Annotated in this window: 20 protein-coding genes; 14 read left to right on the plus strand and 6 right to left on the minus strand. The window is 41.4% G+C overall.

Features of this window, described 5'->3' with window-relative positions; translation table 11 throughout:
* Positions 1 to 39 precede the first annotated feature (39 nt).
* Positions 40 to 1,062: an alpha/beta hydrolase gene (locus tag ACTQ5J_RS08060; protein ID WP_441752198.1), complete on the plus strand. Its 1,023-nt coding sequence runs from the start codon at positions 40 to 42 to the stop codon at positions 1,060 to 1,062.
* Positions 1,063 to 1,103: 41 nt separating this feature from the next.
* The gene (locus ACTQ5J_RS08065) at positions 1,104 to 1,532 is read left to right on the plus strand and encodes a MaoC family dehydratase (protein ID WP_441752200.1); all 429 of its coding nucleotides are present in this window, start codon (positions 1,104 to 1,106) and stop codon (positions 1,530 to 1,532) included.
* A gap of 164 nt (positions 1,533 to 1,696) precedes the next feature.
* On the opposite strand, the gene ACTQ5J_RS08070 is transcribed toward ACTQ5J_RS08065, so the two are convergent.
* From ACTQ5J_RS08070 to ACTQ5J_RS08085, 4 genes are all read right to left on the minus strand, one after another.
* Positions 1,697 to 2,818: an ABC transporter ATP-binding protein gene (locus ACTQ5J_RS08070; RefSeq protein ID WP_441752202.1), complete on the minus strand. Its 1,122-nt coding sequence runs from the start codon at positions 2,816 to 2,818 to the stop codon at positions 1,697 to 1,699.
* A 119-nt stretch (positions 2,819 to 2,937) separates the two neighbouring features.
* Positions 2,938 to 4,266, minus strand: a complete 1,329-nt coding sequence (locus ACTQ5J_RS08075; protein WP_441752204.1) for an ABC transporter substrate-binding protein — start codon at positions 4,264 to 4,266, stop codon at positions 2,938 to 2,940.
* A 114-nt stretch (positions 4,267 to 4,380) separates the two neighbouring features.
* Positions 4,381 to 5,292: a carbohydrate ABC transporter permease gene (locus ACTQ5J_RS08080; RefSeq protein ID WP_441752205.1), complete on the minus strand. Its 912-nt coding sequence runs from the start codon at positions 5,290 to 5,292 to the stop codon at positions 4,381 to 4,383.
* On the minus strand, positions 5,289 to 6,161 hold the full coding sequence (locus tag ACTQ5J_RS08085; protein WP_441752207.1) for a carbohydrate ABC transporter permease: 873 nt from the start codon (positions 6,159 to 6,161) through the stop codon (positions 5,289 to 5,291). The genes ACTQ5J_RS08080 and ACTQ5J_RS08085 overlap by 4 nt, the downstream gene beginning before the upstream one ends.
* A 282-nt stretch (positions 6,162 to 6,443) precedes the next feature.
* Between ACTQ5J_RS08085 and ACTQ5J_RS08090 the strand changes: the two genes are divergently transcribed.
* From ACTQ5J_RS08090 to aroD, 9 genes are all read left to right on the plus strand, one after another.
* Positions 6,444 to 7,580 carry a tetratricopeptide repeat protein gene (locus tag ACTQ5J_RS08090; protein WP_441752209.1) on the plus strand — a complete coding sequence of 379 codons (1,137 nt, stop codon included), beginning with the start codon at positions 6,444 to 6,446 and terminating at the stop codon, positions 7,578 to 7,580.
* Between the two features lie 208 nt (positions 7,581 to 7,788).
* Positions 7,789 to 8,958 carry an ATP-grasp domain-containing protein gene (locus tag ACTQ5J_RS08095; protein WP_441752294.1) on the plus strand — a complete coding sequence of 390 codons (1,170 nt, stop codon included), beginning with the start codon at positions 7,789 to 7,791 and terminating at the stop codon, positions 8,956 to 8,958.
* Positions 8,959 to 8,997: 39 nt separating this feature from the next.
* The gene (locus ACTQ5J_RS08100; protein ID WP_441752211.1) at positions 8,998 to 9,753 is read left to right on the plus strand and encodes an esterase family protein; all 756 of its coding nucleotides are present in this window, start codon (positions 8,998 to 9,000) and stop codon (positions 9,751 to 9,753) included.
* Positions 9,754 to 9,919: 166 nt separating this feature from the next.
* Complete coding sequence (locus ACTQ5J_RS08105) at positions 9,920 to 11,086, plus strand: ATP-grasp domain-containing protein (protein WP_441752212.1); 1,167 nt, start codon at positions 9,920 to 9,922, stop codon at positions 11,084 to 11,086.
* A gap of 946 nt (positions 11,087 to 12,032) precedes the next feature.
* Positions 12,033 to 12,773: a methionine ABC transporter ATP-binding protein gene (locus ACTQ5J_RS08110; protein WP_441752214.1), complete on the plus strand. Its 741-nt coding sequence runs from the start codon at positions 12,033 to 12,035 to the stop codon at positions 12,771 to 12,773.
* On the plus strand, positions 12,766 to 13,461 hold the full coding sequence (locus tag ACTQ5J_RS08115; protein ID WP_441752216.1) for a methionine ABC transporter permease: 696 nt from the start codon (positions 12,766 to 12,768) through the stop codon (positions 13,459 to 13,461). Before ACTQ5J_RS08110 ends, ACTQ5J_RS08115 begins: the two co-directional genes overlap by 8 nt.
* Positions 13,462 to 13,500: 39 nt before the next feature.
* On the plus strand, positions 13,501 to 14,331 hold the full coding sequence (locus tag ACTQ5J_RS08120; protein ID WP_441752218.1) for a MetQ/NlpA family ABC transporter substrate-binding protein: 831 nt from the start codon (positions 13,501 to 13,503) through the stop codon (positions 14,329 to 14,331).
* 244 nt (positions 14,332 to 14,575) lie between these two features.
* Positions 14,576 to 15,532 (plus strand): FAD:protein FMN transferase, encoded by a 957-nt coding sequence (locus tag ACTQ5J_RS08125; protein ID WP_441752220.1) that lies wholly within the window; start codon positions 14,576 to 14,578, stop codon positions 15,530 to 15,532.
* 36 nt (positions 15,533 to 15,568) lie between these two features.
* Positions 15,569 to 16,321, plus strand: coding sequence for a type I 3-dehydroquinate dehydratase (aroD, locus tag ACTQ5J_RS08130; protein ID WP_441752222.1), 753 nt, complete (start codon positions 15,569 to 15,571; stop codon positions 16,319 to 16,321).
* 261 nt (positions 16,322 to 16,582) lie between these two features.
* Here the strand turns inward: aroD and ACTQ5J_RS08135 are convergent, their stop codons facing one another.
* On the minus strand, positions 16,583 to 18,496 hold the full coding sequence (locus ACTQ5J_RS08135) for an alpha-amylase family glycosyl hydrolase (protein WP_441752224.1): 1,914 nt from the start codon (positions 18,494 to 18,496) through the stop codon (positions 16,583 to 16,585).
* A gap of 62 nt (positions 18,497 to 18,558) precedes the next feature.
* On the opposite strand from ACTQ5J_RS08135, the gene ACTQ5J_RS08140 reads away from it, so the two are divergent.
* Positions 18,559 to 18,972 (plus strand): aldo/keto reductase, encoded by a 414-nt coding sequence (locus ACTQ5J_RS08140; protein ID WP_441752226.1) that lies wholly within the window; start codon positions 18,559 to 18,561, stop codon positions 18,970 to 18,972.
* Positions 18,973 to 19,101: 129 nt separating this feature from the next.
* Here ACTQ5J_RS08140 and ACTQ5J_RS08145 read toward each other — a convergent pair whose 3' ends face one another.
* Entirely contained in the window at positions 19,102 to 19,686 is a 585-nt protein-coding gene (locus ACTQ5J_RS08145; RefSeq protein ID WP_441752228.1) for an NADPH-dependent FMN reductase, read from the minus strand.
* 317 nt (positions 19,687 to 20,003) lie between these two features.
* On the opposite strand from ACTQ5J_RS08145, the gene ACTQ5J_RS08150 reads away from it, so the two are divergent.
* Positions 20,004 to 21,299: a hypothetical protein gene (locus tag ACTQ5J_RS08150; RefSeq protein ID WP_441752230.1), complete on the plus strand. Its 1,296-nt coding sequence runs from the start codon at positions 20,004 to 20,006 to the stop codon at positions 21,297 to 21,299.
* A gap of 228 nt (positions 21,300 to 21,527) precedes the next feature.
* The gene (locus ACTQ5J_RS08155) at positions 21,528 to 22,805 is read left to right on the plus strand and encodes a hypothetical protein (protein WP_441752232.1); all 1,278 of its coding nucleotides are present in this window, start codon (positions 21,528 to 21,530) and stop codon (positions 22,803 to 22,805) included.
* The last annotated feature ends 458 nt before the right edge of the window (positions 22,806 to 23,263 follow it).

Below are 23,263 nucleotides of genomic sequence, written 5' to 3' on the forward strand. Positions count from 1 at the left end.
AAGCAGTCTTAGCTGCGAAATGAAAGAGAGGCACTCTAGTTGAAAAAAATACGCAAAGTTTTCCTGTGGTCAGTTGGAACCATTGGTGGATTGGCAATAGCAACCGGGACTGCCATGCATTTATCGCCAAGACCCGGGGCTTTTTTAATCAAACAATTATTCGACAGACCTTATGGCATCACCCATCCGGAACACTATGATCGAGTCCTTGATACTGTTACCGTCACGACAGACTTAACCTACCCGTCAACACTTGCTCGGAATCAATATGATGTCTACTTACCTGCAGATTTAGCAGAAGATGAAAAAGTTCCTGTTGTACTATGGATGCATGGTGGTGGGTTTGTTGGAGGGAATAAATCACAAATGTTGGAATTGGCGACTTATCTGGTAGCTGAGACGCGTGTCGCTTTTATTGCCTTTAATTATGCGCTAGCTCCAGATGAAAAGTATCCCAGTCAATTGGATCAATTGAACGAAGCGGTCAATCATGTGATCCATGACGAATCATTATCAGAAGTGATTGATTTTGAGCAACTAGTTTTTGGAGGTGATTCGGCAGGCGCTCAAATTGCCGGGCAATATGTCTTACTTCAAACAGCGACTGCCTATCGTCAGTCACTCGGCTATGAGCAAACCCTTGCTGACAAGCAAATCAAAGGCTTTATTTCATATTGCGGACCACTTGCGATGAGTCAGATGGCGACGGTTCGTCCTGAAAGTCCTTTGTTACGCTTTTTTTATAATACTGTGTCGCGTTCAATGATCGGTAGCCGTCAATGGAATGAACGCGCTGAATTATTCGAAGCGTCTTTAGCTGATCACCTACAAGCCTCTTTTCCAGCCAGCTTTATTACGGATGGCAATACCCACTCCTTTGAGCCCCAGGGCCTAGCTTTTGTCGAACGACTTGAGGCATTAGAAGTGCCAGTCAGCTCTTTATTCTTTACTGAAACAGAAGAGGAATTGATTCACGAATACCAATTTTCTTACGATACAGAAGCCGGACAACAATGCTTAGCAGAAACAGTGGCCTTTTTGAAGGGTGTCTTTCACTCTTAGTTAAAGGAACTTAGTTAAAATTATAAAAGGAGACGAAAAAAATGACGCACTCACCATTCACAGTTGGACAAAGCGCAAGTTTTACAAAGACAGTTACTGAAACAGATGTGGTCCTATTTGCAGGTATCAGTGGCGATTTGAACCCCGCTCATGTCGATGAAGTATCTGCCAAACAATCAATGTTTAAAGGGCGAGTGGCCCATGGTATATTGGGGGCCTCTTTTATTTCATCTGTTCTTGGCATGCAGTTGCCTGGACCTGGTTCAATCTACTTGTCGCAAGACTTAAAATTTTTGAAGCCAATCTATTTTAATGATACGGTTACCGCAACTGTGACTATTAAAGAAATTGACCGACGTGGCCGAATAACCTTGGATACGTCATTGACCAATCAAGATGGTAAGCAATTGATCTCAGGGGAAGCACATGTCCAGCCGCCAAGACAGAAGAAAACGAGTCAAGACGCTTAAGGAAGCATAAGTATCGCCCAAAATGAGTCCATCTTTAATGCAAAGTGACAGGGCCGCCAACTAAATTAAATTTAGTTGCTGAAAAAGCTAGAAGCAATTGAGTTTTCAAACACACAAATAGCCATCCTATTCGGAAAACGGAATAGGATGGCTATTTGTTAATATTAGAGGCTAAGCGGTTCAAGTAGGGAGAGTTCACTATGGCGATCGAAGAGATGCCAACGGTTTGCATCAGCCTTTAAGTAGATCAAGTCACCGACTTCTGGTGTATCTTCAACAGCGATGGTCGCTGCCAAAGCCTCTGGACAATCGCTGGTTGTGAAAAAGACATTGACGTTATGACCTAAGTGCTCAATGCTTTCAACTTGGACACGAATTGCAGCTGGATCTGTTTCATCTGTTAAAATCAGATGTTCAGGGCGAATGCCGGCATAAATTTGTTCTGCCATGACATCCGTTTTTAAACGATCTTTACAGGCTTGCCCTAGCTCAACCCCTTTACCGTTGAAGGAAACCGCCACAACATCTAGGTTTTCATACAACAATTGAGTGGGGAAGACATTCATTTGAGGGCTCCCAATAAATTCAGCCACAAATTTTGTTTTGGGTGATTCGTATAAGTTTATAGGTGTATCCATTTGTTCTAAATGGCCGTCGCGTAACACAACAATCCGGTCGCCCATGGTCATGGCTTCCGTTTGGTCATGCGTGACGTAAATAAAGGTTGTTTCGAGTTCATGGTGCAATTTAACAATTTCAGCACGCATTTCGACTCTCAGTTTCGCATCTAAATTTGATAAAGGCTCATCTAAGAGGAAGACTTTTGGTTGTCGAACCATGGCTCGTCCTAGAGCAACCCTTTGTCTTTGCCCACCAGACAAGGCATCTGGTTTACGTTTTAAAAAGGGGGTAAGCTGAAGGATTTCAGCCACTTCTTTCACACGCTCTTTGATCAAGGCCTTGGGTGCTTTTTGCATCTTTAAGGGGAAACCGATATTTTCTGCAATGGTCATATAAGGGTAAAGGGCATAGTTTTGAAACACCATGGCGATGTCACGGTCTTTTGAATCTACATAATTGACCAGTTCATTATCAATATACATGCCGCCTCCAGAAATAGATTCCAGGCCAGCGATCATTCGTAAAGTCGTCGATTTACCACAGCCGGAAGGCCCAACGATGACAACAAATTCTTTATCTTTAATTTCAATAGTTAAGGGTTTGACAGCCAAAGTGCCTTGATTACCATAAGATTTAGTTACTTCGCGTAATTCAACATTCGCCATATTTATGCCTCGCTTTCAGAGTATTTAAATGCTGCTAATAGAAGAAAGCTTCTTACGTTGTAAACCGCAAGAAGCTTTCTCTTTATCGTTTCAACATGATGCAGTGTCGACGATAAAAATTAGTAGTTAACTAAGTTGTATTGTTCGATTGCTGTGTTGATTTGGTCTGCCATTGCTTGGGCAGCTTCTTCTGGTGTTGAATTACCATTTAACATGTTTTCGATTTCTGTTTCAACGATTTGACGTGCTTCAGGGAATACAGAAACTAAAGCACCTTGTGATTCAGGTGATGAGGCATGTAATTGGTCAATCGCTGTTTGGAATTGTGGGAAGTTAGCAACGTTTTCTTGGAATACTGGCTCATCGTGAGCAGCAGTTGAAATTGGGAAGTAACCAGTTGCTGCAGCCCATTCAGCTTGAACTGATGGTGAAACTAAGAATTTAACAAATTCCCAAGTAGCTTGTGATTTTTCTGGATCTTGGCTATCTAATGCCCAGACAGAAGCACCACCGATCGAAACGCCACCTTCTAAGCCATCTTCAGTGACGGCTGGTAAATAAGCTGTTCCTACTTCGAATTTACCGTCTACTTCAGCAAGGATTCCTGCCAATGAAGCGGTTGAACCTAATGTCATCGCTGATTGGCCCGAAACGAATTCCGGTTGTCCACCTTGACGACCAACGTTTGGAGCAGCATCTGCAACAAATAAATCGTTCCAAGCAGTTAATACTTCTACCATTACGCCTGAGTCGATAAAGGCAACTTCACTTGCAACGTCTTCACGTCCATTACCATTGTTAACAAAGTGTTCGCCTTCTTTTGCGATAAATTGTTCAACAAACCATCCGTAAATTTGTAAAGAGATTGGCATTGTTGCACCAGCTTCTACTAAAGCAGGTTGAATCTCGATGATTTCTGCAAGAGTTGTTGGCGCATTTTCGATGCCAGCTGCTTCAAATAAATCCACATTATAGTAAAGGATTGGTGTTGAAGAGTTGAATGGCATCGAAATTAATTCATCATTGACTGAATAATAAGCCGCAATGTTTGGTTCGATTTGTGAAAGGTCATACTCTTCTGCATCAATAAAACTTTGCATTGGCGTTACTAAACCTGAGTCGATCATGTAACGAGAACCGATATCGTAGATTTGAACTAAATCAGCTTCTAAGTTTCCTAATGAAGAGTTTCTTAATTTAGTGATTGTGTCATCATAAGAGCCTTGATATTCAGAAGTAACTGTAATGCCTAATTCGTTTTCTTCGTTAAATTGTTCCACTAAAGCTTCTAAAGCAGTTCCAGCGTTACCACCCATACCATGCCAGAAAACGATGTCTTGGTTTTCACCGGTTTGTGCTTGGACGTGTGTTGTTGCACCAATGTTGACGAATGCAGTTAAAGCAACTGCTGCCGCTGTAACTGTTTTTAATAGGTTAAATTTTTTCATTTTTTTGCTTGCTCCTTATTATATAAGTAATGATGGTCTAAATTGACCAAACCTTGCTTTATGATATTGCTAAACAAAAGCTAGATACATTGACTGTATCACCAGCTAAGCTGGTTAACCTTTAACTGAACCAGAGAACAATCCTTTGACCAACGTTTTGCGACCGACTAAGAAAATCAGTAGAGAGGGCAGTAAACAGAAGACAACTCCGGCAAACATCAAGACGATTGACTGACTATCCACACTTTGCATCATTGAAACCCCAATTTGGACCGTTCGATAATTATCAGAACCTGAGACCATTAATGGCCACATATACATATTCCATGCATTGATAAAGGCGTTAACGGCAGTCGCGCCTAGTGCAGGTTTTGATAATGGTAGCAGAATTGTAAACACAAATCTGAGATTACTACAGCCATCTATCTTGGCTGCTTCATAGAGAGTAAAAGGAAAACTCTTATAAAATTGTCTGAATAAGAAAATCGTCGAAGCCGATGTCAGGTAAGGGATAATTAAAACATGGTAACTATCTAGCCAACCCCAACGAGCGACCTGTAAGTAATTCGAAACGATGGTCGCTTCACCTGGCACCATCATGGTTGCCAAAACTAAAGCGAATATGACTTCTTTGAACCTGGAATCTAAAAACTCGAAGGAAAAAGCAGCGAGTGATCCAGAGATTAATTGCCCGATGGTTATGCAGCTAGCCACTAGAAAGGAATTCCAAATGAAGCGACCAAGTGGTGCAGTATTAAAGGCTGCTTCGTAGTTTGAAAATTGTGGGCTGTTTGGTAACAATTGGAAGTCAGTTGTGTAAATTTCGCCGGGCGATTTGAGTGACATGGCCACGGCGTATATCAAAGGAAACAAAGTCACAATCGCTAAAAGTGTATTCACGATTAAAAGGCTGATTTTGATCAAGAGATTTTTAAACGAGGCTCGTCTTTCTAAGCGTTCTTGTTCAAGTTGTAAATCAGCTGGTATCGCGACTTTGTTTATTTCAACCGGTGCTTCTTGTGTCATGAACGGGCCCCCCTTGCTTGAATAGTAAACATAATGGCTGTGAGGACTGCGATTATCACGAATAAAATAATTGATTCAGCAGATGCTAAGCCATAACGGAAGTTTTGAAAGGCATTGCGGTAAATATCATGCACGATGACGTTGGTTGATTCTCCAGGACCACCAGCCGTCAAGATACGGATTTGTGCAAAGGATTGGAAAGCACCAATAATATTGATGACAAACACGTAAAATGTGATGTTGCGAATACTCGGCAAGGTAACATAGAGAAACTTGTTCCAAGCGTCTGCTCCATCAACGGAGGCACTCTCATACAGACTTTCGTCCACATTGGCTAAGGCAGCACTGAAGTAAAGAAAGTTGAGGCCACTATTCAACCAACCAGTAATGAAAGCTAGACTGAAAAGGGCGTATTGTGGATCAACTAACCAGTTAATGTCTGTCCCAAGGATTTGGTTCAAGGCACCAGTTTGTTGATTCAACATAATTTTAAACACCATCGCAATACCACTTGAAGCAATGGCCATTGGTAAGGCATAAATTGTCGAGAAGACTTGCAAGCCTGGAAAAGCTTTGCTACAAAGGAGAGCTGTAATAAAACCAATCGACATGCCGACGAGTAAAACTAAGACGACAAACTGAACAGTCACCCAAATACTATTCTGGAAGGAACTTGAGCTGAATAAGTCTGTGTAGTTCTTTACGCCGTAAAAGACTTTTTCCACGCCACGGTTATCCGTAATGAAGAAACTACGATAAATTGTGCGGAAAAATGGCCAGTAGGTAAAAATTAATAAAATAATCCCAGCAGGAACCAAATAAAGGTAAGGCTCTATTCGGGGCTTTCTTTTAACACTATGTGATGCCATATCGATTCCTTTCTGTCGATGTCGACGGATTTTTTATAAATAAATTGACAAGCTTCAGTCATGATTTTTGACACAAATGTGTTTGGACTGACGTCTTAAAGTATAGCGAGAGATTATTAATTTCCTGTAAATGACGCGTAAATTTCGCGTAAAGCTTTTTAGCGTGTAAAGAATAGGTAAATTTTAGGTAAAGGCCATGGGATGTTCTTATTTATTCTGCCAGATTGATAGTGTTATGCTTTTCTTAACATGATATAATTGGGGAAATAGGGGGTAGCCTACATGCATTTTAATGATGACATTTTCAGATTATTGCAGGAATTTATCGATGCCAACCAAGATCAGTTTTCGTCAATTGAAGAAACGGTTGAAGCTTTTATGGACCAACAAAACATTTCACCCGAGGCAGAAGATCAGTGGGATGAGACTGAACCATTATTAGCCGAGGAAGAATCTATGCTGTTAGTTCGCAAGGCAAGTCGAGAGTCGAATCGCACGAAGCAAAAAAAGATGCTGAAACAAGCATTGAAATTATGGCCGGATAACTATGAAGCTGAATTATTATTAATGGATGATGATTTACTTGAACAATTAAAGACCTATGTAACCATTGAAAAACGTGAACGGGCCAAATGGTTAAAGACCGATCAGGCAGGCTGGATTAATTGGGAAGAAAGACATTATTGGAAATTCAAGGGAATCTATGCCGAATTTCTATTAGAGGTCGGTTTATTGTCAGCAGCACAAGAGCAGTTTCAGGACTTATTTGATTACAATGATATGGATAATCTGGGCGCACGTTATGGTTTAATGTCTATCTATGCTAGAACCTATCAATGGGATAAAGCCAAGCGGTTATTGGAGCAAGTGCCGGAAGATGCGCACGATGATATGTTGCTTGTGCCACTGATTTGTGTGTCGGTTTTAACGCAACATACGGATTACGCCTATGATTTAATGCAAACGTTAAAGGAGCTAAATCCTGAGTTGGGTAAATTGTTCAGGCATGAGGCGGCTCCAATCGAAATGATTGTGAAGTTAGGTCATCCAGGTAGCTATAATTTGTATAGTCTTGAATCCTTGTGTGTGGCCTTGTACCCGCTGATTCCGCTCCTAGTTGGGGCTGCCTACCTTTATCCATGGTTGAAGCATGCCTATAAAAGTAAGGCCAAGAGGTTGCCACAGACAAAGTCGGCAACGAACGTCATCGAATTTCCCAACGCTCAAACAAAGCCGGCGACGGATCCTTTGGCTGGCATTGCTGTATCACCGCGTGAGATTCTGGAAAACATCGGTCTGACCACATTTGCTGCTTTTGAAAAAGTCACCGAAGCTGAGGTCGCTAAGCTACGAGGCATTGGCCCTCAAACCATGAAACAATTAAAAGCAAACCAAGTCACTTTCAAAATAGGCACCTAAACTTGACGGCGAAACAGGCTGTCTAGCTGCAAGGACTGAGCATGTGAGCTAGCGCGAACCATCACAATGAGACTGAACAACATTTTCTGAAGAGGAGAATGTTGTTTTTTTTATGGGCGAATTCACTGTTTTTAAAATGAAAATTTGATTAGAGAATGATGAGTGTCTGTGTTATAATAAGACAACTATTATGATTGAGGTGATTGTGATGAGTCATGTGATGAATTTTATTCTTGTTTCCGCCCATTTTCCTAAAAATTATCAATATTTTGCCCACCGTTTAAAAGATGTCGGAATTAACGTTTTAGGCATTGGCGATGGTTCTTATGAGTCATTGCCCGAAGCATCGAAGCAGTCGCTGACGGAATATTACCGTGTCGATAGTATGGATGATTATGAACAAATGTATCGGGCAGTGGCCTATTTTGCCTTTAAGTATGGCAAGATTGACCGGATTGAATCGCATAATGAACATTGGTTAGAAACGGATGCACGTTTGAGAAGTGATTTTAATGTCTTTGGTTTTAAGGCAAGTGATATGGAGCGGGTCAAACGCAAATCTTCGATGAAGAAAGTGTTTCGTTCAGTCAATGTTCCGGCTGCTAGAGGTCGTGTCATTTCGGATTTGGTTGATGCAAAGCGTTTGATCGAGGAATTGGCTTATCCCGTGGTTGTTAAACCGGATAGTGGGGTGGGCGCCAATGATACCTGGAAGTTGAATGATGCGGATGATTTAGCGCGCTTTTACCGTGAGAAGGATGAACAGCAGGCCTATATTATGGAGGAATATATTGAAGGAACGATTCATTCCTTTGATGGACTGACTGACAAAGATGGTAAGATTGTCTTTACGTCTTCTTATGTGTATAACCAGGGCGTCCTGGATGCGGTGACGACTAATAGTAGTTTCTTCTATTATATTGATCGTGCGATTCCTCAAGCACTTGAAGATTATGGTCGAAAAATTGTCGCAGCCTTTGAATTAAAGGAACGCTTTTTCCACATCGAATTCTTTGAAAGAGTGGATGGCAGCTATATGGCTTTAGAAATTAATTTTAGACCGCCGGGTGGCGCTGGAGTTGAGATGTTTAATTATGCCAATGATATGGATATTTTTGCGGAGTATGCCAATATTGTCAAACACAATCGTTTTGAGGCAGAGATCAGTCGTCCTTATTATTGTGCCTATATGTCACGCAAGGCTGGACGGACCTTTGCCCATAACAACGAGGCAATCAAAGCTTACTGTGGTGAGCATTTAATGAAGCTGATTGAGGTGCCAAAAGCTTTTGTACCGGTCTTAGGTAGCAATGGTTATGTCGTTCGAGCCAGTGATAAAGAGACTCTGTTAGATACTTTAGCTTATATTGATGCTTAATGGTCTAGGTGTTTTGCTTTAATTCTAAGGGGGATTATGATGAATTTTGAAAGAAGAAGTCATTACAGTGGGGCGTTAGGACGCGAAATGTATTTTAATAAGTATGGGCATGCTGGCCGACCGGTAGTTGTTTTTCCTTCGTCAGGCGGCAGCCAACACGAGTTTGGAGATTTTGGCATGATTGAAGCAGCGGCTGATTTTATTAATCGTGGTAAGATCACGGTTTACACGGTGTCGAGCTTTGATGGGGAGTCTTGGCTGGCTGATTGGAAGAATGCCCATGATAAGGCAGAAGCGCATAATGCTTATGATGCGTATATTGTGCAGGAAATGGTGCCTTTGATTCGTCATGAATCTCAATGGGGCGGCTCCTTAATGTCGATGGGTGCTTCAATGGGCGCTTTTCATGCGGTCAATTTTGCCTTGCGTCATCCGGATGTCTTTGGTGCCTGTATTGCCCTGAGTGGGGTGTATGATACACGTTTCTTTACCGGCGACTTTGGCGATGACCTGGCTGTCTATCAAAATTCACCGATTGATTACTTATGGAATATGTCAGATCCTTGGTTTTTGGATCAGTACCGTCAAAATGATTTTATTGTCTGTGTAGGTCAGGGGGCTTGGGAAAGTCCACATATTTATGATACGAGTCGTCTACAAGAAGTCTTTGTCGCAAAAAACATTCCAGGTTGGTTTGATTTTTGGGGGTCTGATGTGGCTCATGATTGGCCTTGGTGGCGTAAGCAATGGCCGTATTTCTTGTCTGTTCTCGAAAAGCAAGGCAAATTAGCTTAGGTTTGTAATAGAGCGACTAAGTGGCTTTTCACTTGTCACTTTATTAGAGTGTCAACCAAGCATCGATAAGATAGTCAGCTAGTCTCGTGTAAAGCTAGATGGCGGTCTATCTTATTCTTATAAAAAGTAAGCGTTTTTTAATTACTCGTGGTGAAGGAGGAAGTTGATGGAAAGGGCACTGAATTTTGTCGTTGTTTCGCCGCATCATCCGGAGAATTTTCAGTTGTTTGCGTCGGCGTTGCGTGCCAATGGGGCGACTGTTCTAGGAATCTCGGATGAGCCTTATGAGAATTTGTCGCTGAGAACGCGTGAAGCCTTGACTGAGTATTATCGAGTCGATAATATGGAGGATTATCAGCAGATGTATCAGGCGGTTGCTTATTTTGCACATCGTTATGGGAAGATTGATCGGATTGAGTCTCATAATGAGTATTGGATGGAGACGGATGCGCGTTTGCGGACTGATTTTAATGTTGCGGGTCTTAAGGCAAAGGATATGGATCGGATTAAGCAGAAGAGTAAGATGAAGGAGATTTTCCGTTCGATTGGTGTTCCGGTGGCTGAGGGGCGTGTCTTTGATGATTGGGATGATGCGAAACAGATTGTCGATGAGCTTGGTTATCCGGTCATTGTGAAGCCGAATATTGGTGTAGGTGCGAGCGATACTTGGCGGATTACGAGTGATGAGGAGTTGTCGGCGTTTTTTGTTGAACGTAATACGGCGACGACTTTTATTATGGAAGAGTTTATCGATGGAGACATCGTAACCTTTGATGGTCTGACTGATCATGAAGGGCGCATCGTATTTTATCAACAGATGTTGTATGACAAGCCGGCTTTAGATATTATTTCTCAAAACATCGATAGTTTTGTGCATTATCCCAGTGAGATTCCTGAGGATATTATTGAATTAGGGCGTCAGTGTGTGGCGGCTTTCGACGTAAAGGAGCGCTTTTTCCATTTTGAATTCTTCCGTTTGAAGACTGATAAATCCTTAGTGGCTTTGGAGATTAATTGTCGCCCACCGGGTGGTCCGATGGTGGAGATGTTTAATTTCGGCAATAGTATTGATATTTATGATCAATATGCGCAAGTCATTCTGCATCAGAAATTTACGGCTGATTTGAGTCAACGTAAAAATTGTGGGTATGTTTCGCGTAAACGTTACAATAATTATCTGTATACGCAGGATGATATTTATGCTTGGTACGGGGAGTTTATTGTTAGTTCTGTTATAACAGAAGGTGTTTTCGGTGACGTGGGCTACTTTATTGTGACGGATAAAGTGGAAGATATGACACGCGTCGTGCGGTTTATTCAAGAGCTTGCTTAAATTTAACACTAACCTCTGTGAGAACATTACAGAGGTTAGTGTTTTTGTGTGGAGTGTGTGGAAAGCGCCAATCGCCTCAAAAGCAACCTGAAATGAGTCAAATTAAGGTGTATTTTCATCAGAAAGCATGTAAAATTAGCTTCTCACATCATCGCTGCTCGAGCGACGGATTCAGGAGGGCTTTCCACATCGTGGGTCCCATCGCCATGATGTTTGTGCCGACCAAAGAGAGAAGTGACACCCATAGAACGGGAATCTAAGTCTAACTTTCCCCTCAAACTCAGCCCCTGCATACATCCCCATCCCCACCCCCAATAAAAAAACCGAAAGGAGTCGTTCGTTTACAACTCACGACGATTTAAATTAAGAGACAACCTCTTTTATAGACTAATCATATAAGCGGTGGCTGATAGCTTATACGTTTCAGCCGGAAATTACTCAATATACCTAGAAAAATTAGCTTCTTGCTCATGAGTTGCCTTCGTTCATTAGTGCCCAGAAACCTCCTGAACGTTCGTTTTAATTTCTGATGAAAATAAGGTTAAAAATTGTCTGATGTATAACACCCAACTCGCTTGGGAATGGTAGTCGAATGAAAAGGCTTTATTTCTGTGTCACAAACTGTGTCATGCACAATCTGATAACTGTTATACTTAAGTTGGATAAGAATAGAATGGATGTTGACAACTATGAAATCCAATGCTATCTTTAGTAGGTAATAACTGTTATATAAAATCCGCTAGTCTGTTACTGTATTCACAAGAAGACTTCCAGGAACGCACAGCATAAGCACCATTCATATTTAACAGTTTTCAAGCAATTTAAATGGAATCAGCTGCAGTTATCATCCGGCTAACCAGCTATCCATCCAGCTAACCAGCTATCCAGCCAAGACTCACTAAAAAACGAACGACCAAACTTCTATTAAACATCAGGTGGTGACAATTTGATTGAACTCAAACATGTTTCAAAGAAATACGAGGGCTTTTCGGGAGCTTTTCATGCAGTCGATGATGTTAGTTTAACCATTCAAAAACAAGAAATCTTCGGAGTAATTGGAGAAAGTGGAGCGGGGAAGTCGACTTTGCTGCGCTTTATCAATGCCCTGGAAGCAGTCGATCAAGGCGAAGTTTTCGTCGATGGTCTCAACATTGCTAAACTATCCAAAAGACAACTGCGTCAACATCGCAAACATATCAGCATGGTTTTTCAACAATTTAATTTACTCAATAATAAAACGGTTCGCGAAAATGTGCTCCTACCATTAGAGTTGCACCATTACAAAGAACACCTAAACGTCAATGATGTGTTGGAATTTGTGGGGTTAGCAGATAAAGCTAATCACTATCCGAGTCAATTGTCCGGTGGACAAAAACAAAGAGTCGGGATTGCCAGAGCATTGATTACGAAACCAAGTATTCTACTTTGCGATGAGCCCACCTCTGCTTTAGATGCGACTATGACCGATGAAATTGTAGCTGTGCTAAAAAGAGCCCATCAGAAATTTGGGATGACGATTGTAATCGTGACCCATGAATTGGAAGTCATCCAAAACCTTTGCCACCGCGCAGCTATATTGGAAGCTGGTAAACTGATGGATTTACTAAACATCGAACAAACGAATCAGGTCAAAGCTCGCATAACGTATCATGAACGTGTGTTGGAGGTGCTAGCAAAAGATGCCTAATGAACCACTTACTTTAGATTTATATCTTGAAAGACTCATCGATTTCGCACCGAAAATCTGGGAATCATTACAAGAAACGAGCATAATGATGGGACTTGGCTCTGCCGCAGCGATTCTACTGGGCTTACCCCTAGGTACACTTTTATTTCTATCTGCTAAAGGTAGACCGGCCGAAAATAAAGGACTCTATACTCTCACGAATGTTTTCGTGAATATTGTCAGATCGTTTCCATTTTTGTTGTTGGTCGTCGCTATGCAACCGGCCATTAGAACTTTTTACGGACGAGCCACAGGCGATCCCATTGCAGCTTCATTCCCAATAATGTTAATAGCGATTGCGCTATATGCACGTTTTGTCGAACAATCCCTGCTTGATTTACCCAAAGGTGTTATCGAAGCAGCGGATTCCATGGGAGCCAACCTAACACAATTAATTATAAAATTTCTCTTTGTCGAAGCTAGAAGCTCATTGGTGATTGGCTTTACATCAGCATTTGTCAGCTTTTTGTCTTATTCAACCATCATGGGAGTTGTCGGTGGTGGCGGAATCGGAGATTTTGCGATTCGCTACGGCTACCAAAGATATGAAACAGATATCATGTACACAGCAATCGTGATTATCATCGTGTTTGTCCAACTCATTCAATGGCTTGGTTTCAAACTAGCCAGCAAACTCGATAAACGCTAAAAAAAGGTAACAAAAAAATAAAAAAGGGAGTTAGATAAAATGTTTAAAAAAGGATTAGTCGCAAGTATCGCAGCTTTAATGTTTGGTGCCACTCTAAGCACGACCGTTACAGCCCAAGAGGATAATGTCTTGAAAGTCGCCTCACACTTACCACCGATGACAGACATCGTTGAAATTGCAGCAGAGGTTATTGCTGAACCCTATACAATCGAATTGGTCGAAGTATCGGATAACATCCAATATAACGAAGCTTTGTTAAATGACGAAGTGTATGCTAACTTTGCACAACACGAACCCTTTGCGGAAATTTTTAACCAAGAAAGAGACGGCGACTTAGTTGCTATCCAACCAGTATACAATGCGATTCTTGGCTTTTACTCACCAGTTTATGACTCAATTGAAGAGCTAGAAGACGGTGCAGAAGTAGCAATCCCATCGGATATTACAAACGAAGCCCGTGCACTATTAATCTTAGAAAGCTACGACCTCATTGAATTAGACGAAGAAGCTGGCATGTTCCCAACAGTCGACAACATCACAGAAAACCCACACAACTTGGAGTTTCTACACATCGACTTACTGAACCTGACAGGCGCCTATGAAGACGGCGTTGAACTCGTATTCAACTACCCAACTTATATCACTAGCGTAGGCCTAACACCAGCGGACGCCGTTTTACGAGAAGATGACGAAGAATTTAAATTCGCGATCCAAGTCATTATCCGTGAAGGCAACTTAGACACAGACGCAACGAAAGCACTCCAAGCCGCCTTTGCCTCGCCAGAAGTTTATGACTTCCTAGAAGAACTAGCGGAAAACGGGCACCTTGAAGCAGCCTTTGAACTAGAAGAAACAGAAGACGAAGAATAAATACCCAAAGACTCCCACATCAGGGAGTCTATTTTTTTAGGGAAAATAGGCAAACGAAAGAATCTCCCACATCACTATCTAAACTTTCCTCACGCAAGCTAGGCCTCCCATCACAAAAATAACATTAAATAGAGCATGGGCGTTGCAATTGCTCTCAATTGTATTAGAATAAGCTTAGAAGTAAAAAAATAAGGTGAAGGTTAACAAGTGAATCAGAATTGTTTGTCTAAGGGGGAGTTAAAAAATGGCAGAATATTTACATGGTTTTATTTTGATGGGAGAGGACATCGAATTATCGATTGATCATCCAGATGCAGACCATATTTTCAGTGAAGCGGAGGCGATGATTCGTGATTATGAAATGCGCTATAGCAGCATTGACCCAGCTTCAGAAGTAGTGGCTATCAATCAATCAGCCGGTCAAAAAGCAGTTCGAGTTTCAAAAGACCTATATGATTTGATTAAAATTGGACGCGATATCGGGCTGGCGACTAATGGGATTTTCAATATTGCGATTGGACCGATTACAAACTTATGGCATGTCGGCTTTAGTGAGGCACAATTACCTGACCAACGACAAATCGAAACAAAGTTAGATTGTTTAAATCCAGCAGAGATTATTTTAGATGATTTTCAACATTCCGTTTATTTATCAAAAGTAGGTATGGCTTTGGATTTGGGAGTCATCTCAAAGGGCTATTTTGCAGATCGTTTAAAACGTTTTTTCTTTGAAAAAGGTGTCCACTCAGGCATGATTAATTTAGGCAACAACTTAATTACTCTTGGCCAAGCAAATGAGGGCATCGATGGCAACTGGTCAGTCAAAATCCCAGATCCCCTGACTTATGATGGTCAGTTTTTAGGTGAATTGAAGACGCAAAATCAAGCAGTGGTTATATCATCAATTAATGAGCAGAAATTAAAAGTCGGCGACAAATATTATCACCATTTGTTCGATGCACGAACGGGTTATCCGATTGCTAGCCAAATTGCTAGCGTGACGATTGTCAGTGATCAGGCGATAGATGGCGAGATTTGGTCGACGGTCTTGTTCAGTCTAGCGCCCCAAAAGGCTCTGCAATGGTTGAATCAAGCGCAAGGGATTGAAGGAATCCTTGTCACGAAAGAAAAACAAGTAATAGTGTCTCAAAATCTGAAAGATAAAGTCACACTGTGTCCTGATATCGAGATGCTGGGTTAATTGTAGGAACAAAAATTAGCGATAAGGAGGGTTTTTATGAAGTATGTGAAAGTCGATAGTGTCACAATTGGAGAAGGTAGACCTAAAATTATTGTCCCTCTAACCGGACGAACGCAAGAAGATGTCTTGTTGGAAGCTCATCAAGCGCGCAAATCACCGTGTGATTTAGTAGAATGGCGCATCGATTTGTTTGAAGCGCTCAAACAGGACGGGGCAGTTGCCCACTTATCGCACCAAATTCGTGACTTAATTCAAAAGCCATTATTGATTACCTTTCGTAGTGTGGCTGAAGGCGGCAATGTCGAGTTACCAGTGGAAGAGTATTATATTCTTTACCGAACGATCATGTTGAATGGTAGTGTGGATTTAATTGATCTTGAGTTAGCTATGCCAGACTATATTGTACTAGGCTTGAAAAATATTGCATATTTAAATAATGTGAAAGTCATCATGAGTTTTCATGATTTTAATGGGACGCCAACTAAAAACATTCTCTTGCAGAAGTTGAAGCAGATGCAGCAAAAAGGAGCGGACATTGCCAAACTTGCCGTCATGCCAACATCAGCTGACGATGTATTAACTGTATTGTCGACGACATTGAGAGCGAGCAAAGAATTTGATATCCCACTGGTGACGATTGCGATGGGGGATTTAGGGAAGGTGTCTCGTTTTACAGGTGAACTTTTTGGTTCAGCAGCCACTTTCGCCTCACTAGAAGACACGTCCGCTCCTGGACAGCTACCTTTACGAACGATGCGGGACTTACAAGATTTACTGAAATTATCATAAATACCTATTACATTCCAATACACGGCTTTTTTATAAAACGGCGCAAACTCATGTCGTGATATACAAGCTGTGTTTTTTCAGCTCACTTATTTCTTGTTGCTCTAAAAGAAATAAGTGATTAGACCTTTCTCCAACAGCTTTAGCTAAGGAAGGTTTGCTTCTGGAGGGAAGCGCTCAGAATTTATAAAGAAGAAAACTCCGCTTAGCGACTGGAATCGCGAGGCGGAGTTTTTCTGTAACTGAGTGTGGGCTTATTGTTCCTTAATTGTCGGTTTGGTTGATGAAGTGGCCTTTGTCTAAAGTGAGGAGGCCGGTGCCGCCGTTTTCCAAAAGTGGCAGGGGCAAACGGATGCGCGTTCCTTGGGCCTGGTAGGTTTCACCTGTGTAGTGGTCGGTGACGAGCGCGTCGGCTTCGCTAAGTTCGAGTGTGATGTCGGTGGCTTCTTCGGCCTTACTAAAGAGCAGGTAGACCGACTCGTCTTGGTAGTTACGCGCAACTAGAATATAATTCTCGGCGTTTGATCCGGCCAGCAATTGACGCTCGCCTTTAGAAAGGCTATCAGAAAACTGGTGGCGGAAATCTAAGACTGTTTGGTAGTGAGTTAGTGTGGCGTTGTCTCTAGCTGTTGCAACTTCCCAATCCAGGTCATAGCGGTTGTCATAAATCGGCCAGTTGTTGGCGCCGGTTTGAGCGAGCTCCTCGCCGTAATAAATGACGGGTTGACCTTTGGCTGTCAACTGTAAGCTGGCGGCCAATTGGTACTTGCCAAGATGGTTGTTCAACATATACAAGAAGCCGGTCTCATCGTGGCTACTGAGAAACTGGCCGCCAGTCGCGTTGCTTGTCATGGCTTCGTTACGTTTAATTAGTTGCTCATTAGCGCCGACTAAATTGCCATTGATAAAATTACGAGCCGTTTCTTTAAATTTAAAATCGAGTACAGAGTCCATCATGCCATTAGTTAGATAGTGTTTATGGTTGATAGGGTCAGCGCCCCAAGCTTCTGCGATTAATTTAAAATCGGGATTTTTTTCTGTTAATTGATTACGAAAGTGTTTCAAAGTCACCGTATCCACATGAATTGCGGTATCGACACGGAAACTGGCGATGGAATGACCGTTTTCTGTGGTTGCCATATCTAGCCAGGCCGTTTGCCAAGCAACGATTTGCTCGCGAACGTCAGGATCTTCCGTTAGTAAATCGGGTAGGCCAGAGAGGGATTCGCTCACGGAATCATTACCAGGCGTTAGCCTAATCATGTCACTAAAGACCGCGCGATCTTCGTCAGTTGGATAGCCTTCTACTTGTGACTCGCCTTTGCCGTCATCAGGATGTAGGCCATAACCTGTATGATTTAAGACAACGTCCACCATAATCTTTATGTCTTGTTCAGCGGCCGCATCAATTAATTTATGAAAGTCCTCTAAGCTACCGAAGTGTGGATTCAACTCTTCAAAATTTTCAGCCCAGTAGCCGTGGTAGCCATAGAAGGCGCCATCCGTTGTGCCCGCAGACACATCATATTGAATATTGGCGACAATCGGTGATAGCCAAATAGTGGTCACACCGAGCTCGGCTAAGTAATCGAGTTTTTCGGTTACACCTGCAAAGTCGCCTCCTTGGTAAGTCCCGCGTGGGTTGTCAGCTTCAGCATAAGCTAGGTCGTAAGGGTTGTTGTTATCAGCTTGACCGTCATAAAACCGGTCAGTTAATAGGAAGTAAATGACTTCTTCCTCCCAGTCGCGTCGCTCGTGGTCTGGCAGTTCATTGGCTAGAATCGTGACCGGATAGTCGATTTCCTTAATGATTCCTCCGTCTTCGTCGGTGGCCACAACGGGTAGAAAGTAATCGCCAGCTTCAATTGCTTGATTGGCTGAAATAGAAACAACCATTAATTCAAGTGGGATATCAATTTTGTTGCTCGCACCAATTTGGGAGGCATCAAGCGTGATACGGCTGATGGCTGGATCATCAAAACCCTTGAGTTCCACTAGAAAGTGTTGGTCGGGATATACTTGATTGAGTATTTGCTTATCGTTGGTGACTAAGACTTGGTCGTTAGCATAGAGTGTCTGATTGGGAAGACCTGTCGACAAGGGGGCAGCGATACTTAAAGCCAAAGCCGAGGTAGTCAATCGGATTAAATTTTTAGAGAAAAATGGTTTTATACGCATGGTAAGCTCCTTTTGGAAGTGTTTACAGTTATTATAACTTTTGTGCTGAATAATGGCAATGAATGTCTAGTCACGCATACACTAGCATAAAGGAGGCGAGTGTCTTACCAGTTGTCAAGCAAATTGAGTTGCATCCTTATTTCCAACAAGTCGATAGCCGAGCCTTCCATCAATCGAAAAAGATTATCACGCAAGCATGGAGTCCTTTAGGTGCTGGGCAAGGCAGTATGGACGATCCTTTGCTTAGCGAACTTGCTCACACGCATCAACGCTCAACTGGACAGATAGTCTTACGTTATTTAGTCCAACTCGGTGCCTTACCGCTACCTAAATCACGTCACGCTGGTCGCCAACAAGACAACTTAACTATCTTTGACTTCGAACTATCTAACGAAGAGATGGAAAGAGTTAGCAACTTATCTAAAGAAGACGGACGACTATTTGATCAACATCCAGAAAGCTTCAGTGACCTCTAAACTAATAAATGCCATCATGACATATAAAAAGAGCAGCCTTGTGTAGTGTCCCTTAAATCCGAACACAGATTTAGGGGATCACTACAGCCTTAGGCTGCTCTTTTTTTACCGCTTGATTAACGAATGGATTTATTTGTTTAAGTGGTTCTCGCGAACATCTTTCATACCCCAGCCCCAAGCAACGACTTCGTCGATGACTGCGTGAACAGTTGGTGTGTGAACTTCTGAGGGTTGGAATTCTTTCATATCCACGAAATCAGTGAAGTAGTTGAATGCACCATGTGGTGTAACTGTTGCTAAACGGAAGTTTGCTAAGATACCACGTAATGACATAACGGCTGCGATTCCTAAAGTAGAACCGTAAGCAACAATACCGGCTGATTTATGTGCAAATTCTGGTCCGATATGATCGATATTATTTTTTAATGCTGAAGTGATTGTTTTATTGTATTCTGGCGTTACGAAAATGTAGCCATCCAATTCATCAATCTTAGCTGACCATTTTTGAACGTCAGGATTGTTATATTGCTTATTAGCCATTGCAGGTGGTAGTGCGTCGTCGAAGATAGGTAATTGATAATCTTTGATGTCGACAATTTCAAAAGATACGTTCTCTAAGTTCTTGCTGTCAGCAACTTCTTTGAAGTGTTGTGCCACTTGGTCATTGACACGAACGTCACGAATACTACCAGTAATAATACCGATTTTTAACATAAATAAAATCCTCCTGTGATATAAAAAAATAAAATTATCTGAGCACTTAAAGACTCAGCACATTCAAGTATAGCTTATAGCGTAATAAAAGTGAAGTGGAAATATCTTAAATCGAGAGATGTTGAACCGCCTTTTTAAAAAAATAGGACGTTAATTCTTACGGTCAAAAATGTCCTGAAAAAGAAAGAGTTTACTGCTAGTGTTTGAAGGCAATGCAATCGAATGAAGTGCTTTTATTCGCATCTTAAAATTGAATATGCTAGGATAAATTTAAGAATTTTATAAAGGTTTAGTAAATAGGAGAGAGGAGTTTTGAGATGAAAAAGTCTATCAAGCAACAACTCATAAAGTGGAGTTTAGTCACTGGTCTACTTGGGATGAGTCTGCCGTTTACTCCGTCATTTGCGATGAATACAGTAGTCGCTGAAGAGGCGCTTTCTACAAATGAAGTAGCAGAATTTTTAGTCAATGGGGAGGCCATCGATACAGAAGCTACGATGTATCCAAGCGTCAGCTTTGACATTGTAGACGCAGAGTTACCAGCGGATCGAATTGTAGTGGATGAAGCGAGTTTATATAGTGATGAGCGACTGTTTATTGAAGCGCCAGGCCGTGAAGAAACTTATTACCATAATTTTACAGATCCGACGACCTACCGAGATTATTCAACTTGGCTGATGTATTACATTGTCTATACTAATGGTGACATGGAAATGTTGCATTCGATTAACTTCACCGAAGAAATTTATGAGTTTTATGATGAGCTTGCTTTCATGAATGCCCATAAAGAAGAACTACTCCATAAGGTAACTAACGACTTTGTATGGCCATTTGCAGATGACATTGATCATTTGTATGAATTACAGGGACAGTTTGCACCGCAGCTGATTGCAGATGCAAAGGCAGCAATGATGCGTGCGGAAGAAGTGTATGCGACGATTGGCGAAGAGGATGTGAATTATAATGGCGCAACGGAAATTATCGAACAGATGCGCATTGGTTATAGTGCCTTGATGCAACGCTATAATAACCGTTACAGTCAGACGCCGGCTTTTAATTTCTATAAATCAGAAGAGTTAATGGATGAAGCGCTAGCGGACGATTTAATTGTTATGGTCGAGGACGTGATTAGGACATTACCAGACGATATCCAAAGACGTTTGTCCGATTTTTATTTCGTGCCTAAGGGAGAAATAACGGCTGTTATGGAAGATTCCTTTATCGATGCTTACGCTCAACCAACGGGAGTCATCTATTTTGGAGATGATATCACGACCAATGATATTGGCTTGGTCTATCATGAAATCGCCCATATTGTCGACTTTGATGCTTATGCGCCAACGTCTCTAGAATATGAATCCTTTACTCGTTTCTCTACGAATCCAGAGTGGCTAGAAATTCATGAAGCAGAATGGGGCAAACCAGATCAAGCAGACTATTACTACAATGACCCAATTGAATCTTTTGCCCAAGCTTTCGCTGGTTATACATTGGAGAAATACCAAGATAAGCAGATGAGCGAACTGGGTTATCAAGATGATGACATTGCCGATCGTCCTTTATCAAAAGCTTACTTCGACGCTTTTTTTGAACGACATAACTATAATGAGTAAATTTTAAAGTACGCATTAAATTCTAAAAACTAGACAAGTGATAGACGCATTTTGTGTCTATCACTTTTGTTTGTTCCGAAGGTTTCAAACAAGTTTGATACAAATAACCTTCTAGAGGACTTAATAGTCGCAAATTATAATAAAGATATGATAGGATAAAAATGAATAGACGACTTTATGTTGGGATGGCTTAAGTTTAGATACTTTAAAATATGGGAGGAGATTATGATGAAAAAATTGATAGCTAGTAAGAAGTTGACGTTAACTTTAGCGATGAGCTTATTAGGCGCTAATTTAGCCTTACCTTCAGCTATGACCTATGCCCAAACAGATGAGGCAGCGATGGAAGCCTGTCCATTGCTTGTGGATGGTGAAGAAATTGATACAGAAGCGACGATGTTTCCGACAAGTTCTTATGAATTACTTGATGCAAATTTGCCGGCAGACCGTGTCAGTATTGACGAGTCGACCTTATTCTCTCAGGAGTGGGTCATTGTAGAAGACGGATCACAAGAAGAAACTTACTATCAGAACTTTACAGACTTAGAAACTTATCGTGACTATTCTGTATGGCCGATGTATATTCTGACTTATGACAGTGGCGAGTTGGCCTTATTAGCACCGATGAATATGTCAAACGCTTTATCCGAGTTTTACACAATTGTTGATTTTTTAACGGCTCAAAACGAAGACTTATATCATAAGTTAATCAGTGATTACATGCATGCTTTTTCTGATGACTTAGATGAAATTTACCGCCTGTCTAAAGGATTTCCTACAGCTGTTTTTGCTGATGGAAAGGCGAACCTCTTGCGAGCAGAGTCTTTATACGCTGACTTATCGGAAGATGATCCTGATTATGAAGAAGCGACAAAATTGCTAGAACAAATTCGATTCAAATACTTTATTCTGGAAGGGCGCTACAATAACGCTTGTGGGGCTGATTTATACTATGACTACTTCATTTATGACGATGTCGAGGATTCAGAAAGAGCCAGTGAATTAGTTGACTTTATCGATGCTAGTTTGAAAAAAGTGCCACTTGATTTACAAGAACGCTTATTTGATATTCGAATCATCCGTCAAGATCAATTGAATGAGCGAACTCAAAGAGATGATTTGTTAATGAAAGCTTACTCAGAACGTATATTATATTTCAGTGAAGAAATGGAAGACGATCCAAGTATTGTCTACTATCTAATTGGACATATCCTAGACTTAAGTACTTACATGCCCGAAGATACGAATTATGAAAATTATACAAGTTACTCACTGGCTGACGATTGGATGGCTATCCATGACACAGAATGGCTCAATGAAGAAGATGAGGATGCGATTCTCAATAATCCTTTCCACTCATTCGGACAAGCCTTTGCCGCTTACGCGCTCCAAAAGTATGACAGCGAACAAATGAGTGATTACGGATATGAAGGTTTAGACATTACGGATCATCCAGAGTCAGAAGCTTATTTTGATGATTTATTCACACGTTTAGAATTCAATTAATCGGCAAACAGGCTGCACTCTTTAAAAAGGGGTGCAGTTTTTTGTGCTATCAGGACATAGAAGCCTAAGTTTGAGTGACCACCCGTTTGAAAACACATGATTTACGCCCACAAAAGTATAAAGACAAGCTGCTGTTACTCACAGCCCTTCGAGACGAATTGCCAAATGTTTAACACTTTCTAAATCGTGAGGAACGTCAGTGAGAGTTATAGCGCGTGAATGACAATTTCTGGCAGAATGGCTGCTTCTTTCTGGTCGGGCCACTACACTAATTCTAAAAAGCACGTCACCTGTCTACTAGCACTGCGTTAAGTATGTCTGATACTGGTCCTCTTTTGTTAAAAGAAAGCGCTTAAAAATTCCTTAAATTTTACAAAGTAGAGTCGTAACTTTTGTATCACTTCTTGATTTCTTATAGGATTAAAATAAGAAAGACAGACACAATATTCGATTAGAAA

Origin of the sequence: Fundicoccus sp. Sow4_F4 (assembly GCF_052116145.1) — a bacterium.
GTDB lineage: Bacteria > Bacillota > Bacilli > Lactobacillales > Aerococcaceae > Fundicoccus.

Excerpts from the sequence above, each read along its gene's own strand:
- ACTQ5J_RS08065 (WP_441752200.1), top strand. The coding sequence starts at position 1,104 with ATGACGCACTCACCATTCACAGTTGGACAAAGCGCAAGTTTTACAAAG.
- ACTQ5J_RS08070 (WP_441752202.1), bottom strand. The coding sequence starts at position 2,818 with ATGGCGAATGTTGAATTACGCGAAGTAACTAAATCTTATGGTAATCAA.
- ACTQ5J_RS08075 (WP_441752204.1), bottom strand. The coding sequence starts at position 4,266 with ATGAAAAAATTTAACCTATTAAAAACAGTTACAGCGGCAGCAGTTGCT.
- ACTQ5J_RS08080 (WP_441752205.1), bottom strand. The coding sequence starts at position 5,292 with ATGACACAAGAAGCACCGGTTGAAATAAACAAAGTCGCGATACCAGCT.
- ACTQ5J_RS08085 (WP_441752207.1), bottom strand. The coding sequence starts at position 6,161 with ATGGCATCACATAGTGTTAAAAGAAAGCCCCGAATAGAGCCTTACCTT.
- ACTQ5J_RS08090 (WP_441752209.1), top strand. The coding sequence starts at position 6,444 with ATGCATTTTAATGATGACATTTTCAGATTATTGCAGGAATTTATCGAT.
- ACTQ5J_RS08095 (WP_441752294.1), top strand. The coding sequence starts at position 7,789 with ATGAGTCATGTGATGAATTTTATTCTTGTTTCCGCCCATTTTCCTAAA.
- ACTQ5J_RS08100 (WP_441752211.1), top strand. The coding sequence starts at position 8,998 with ATGAATTTTGAAAGAAGAAGTCATTACAGTGGGGCGTTAGGACGCGAA.
- ACTQ5J_RS08105 (WP_441752212.1), top strand. The coding sequence starts at position 9,920 with ATGGAAAGGGCACTGAATTTTGTCGTTGTTTCGCCGCATCATCCGGAG.
- ACTQ5J_RS08115 (WP_441752216.1), top strand. The coding sequence starts at position 12,766 with ATGCCTAATGAACCACTTACTTTAGATTTATATCTTGAAAGACTCATC.
- ACTQ5J_RS08120 (WP_441752218.1), top strand. The coding sequence starts at position 13,501 with ATGTTTAAAAAAGGATTAGTCGCAAGTATCGCAGCTTTAATGTTTGGT.
- ACTQ5J_RS08125 (WP_441752220.1), top strand. The coding sequence starts at position 14,576 with ATGGCAGAATATTTACATGGTTTTATTTTGATGGGAGAGGACATCGAA.
- aroD (WP_441752222.1), top strand. The coding sequence starts at position 15,569 with ATGAAGTATGTGAAAGTCGATAGTGTCACAATTGGAGAAGGTAGACCT.
- ACTQ5J_RS08135 (WP_441752224.1), bottom strand. The coding sequence starts at position 18,496 with ATGCGTATAAAACCATTTTTCTCTAAAAATTTAATCCGATTGACTACC.
- ACTQ5J_RS08140 (WP_441752226.1), top strand. The coding sequence starts at position 18,559 with ATGTCTAGTCACGCATACACTAGCATAAAGGAGGCGAGTGTCTTACCA.
- ACTQ5J_RS08145 (WP_441752228.1), bottom strand. The coding sequence starts at position 19,686 with ATGTTAAAAATCGGTATTATTACTGGTAGTATTCGTGACGTTCGTGTC.
- ACTQ5J_RS08150 (WP_441752230.1), top strand. The coding sequence starts at position 20,004 with ATGAAAAAGTCTATCAAGCAACAACTCATAAAGTGGAGTTTAGTCACT.
- ACTQ5J_RS08155 (WP_441752232.1), top strand. The coding sequence starts at position 21,528 with ATGAAAAAATTGATAGCTAGTAAGAAGTTGACGTTAACTTTAGCGATG.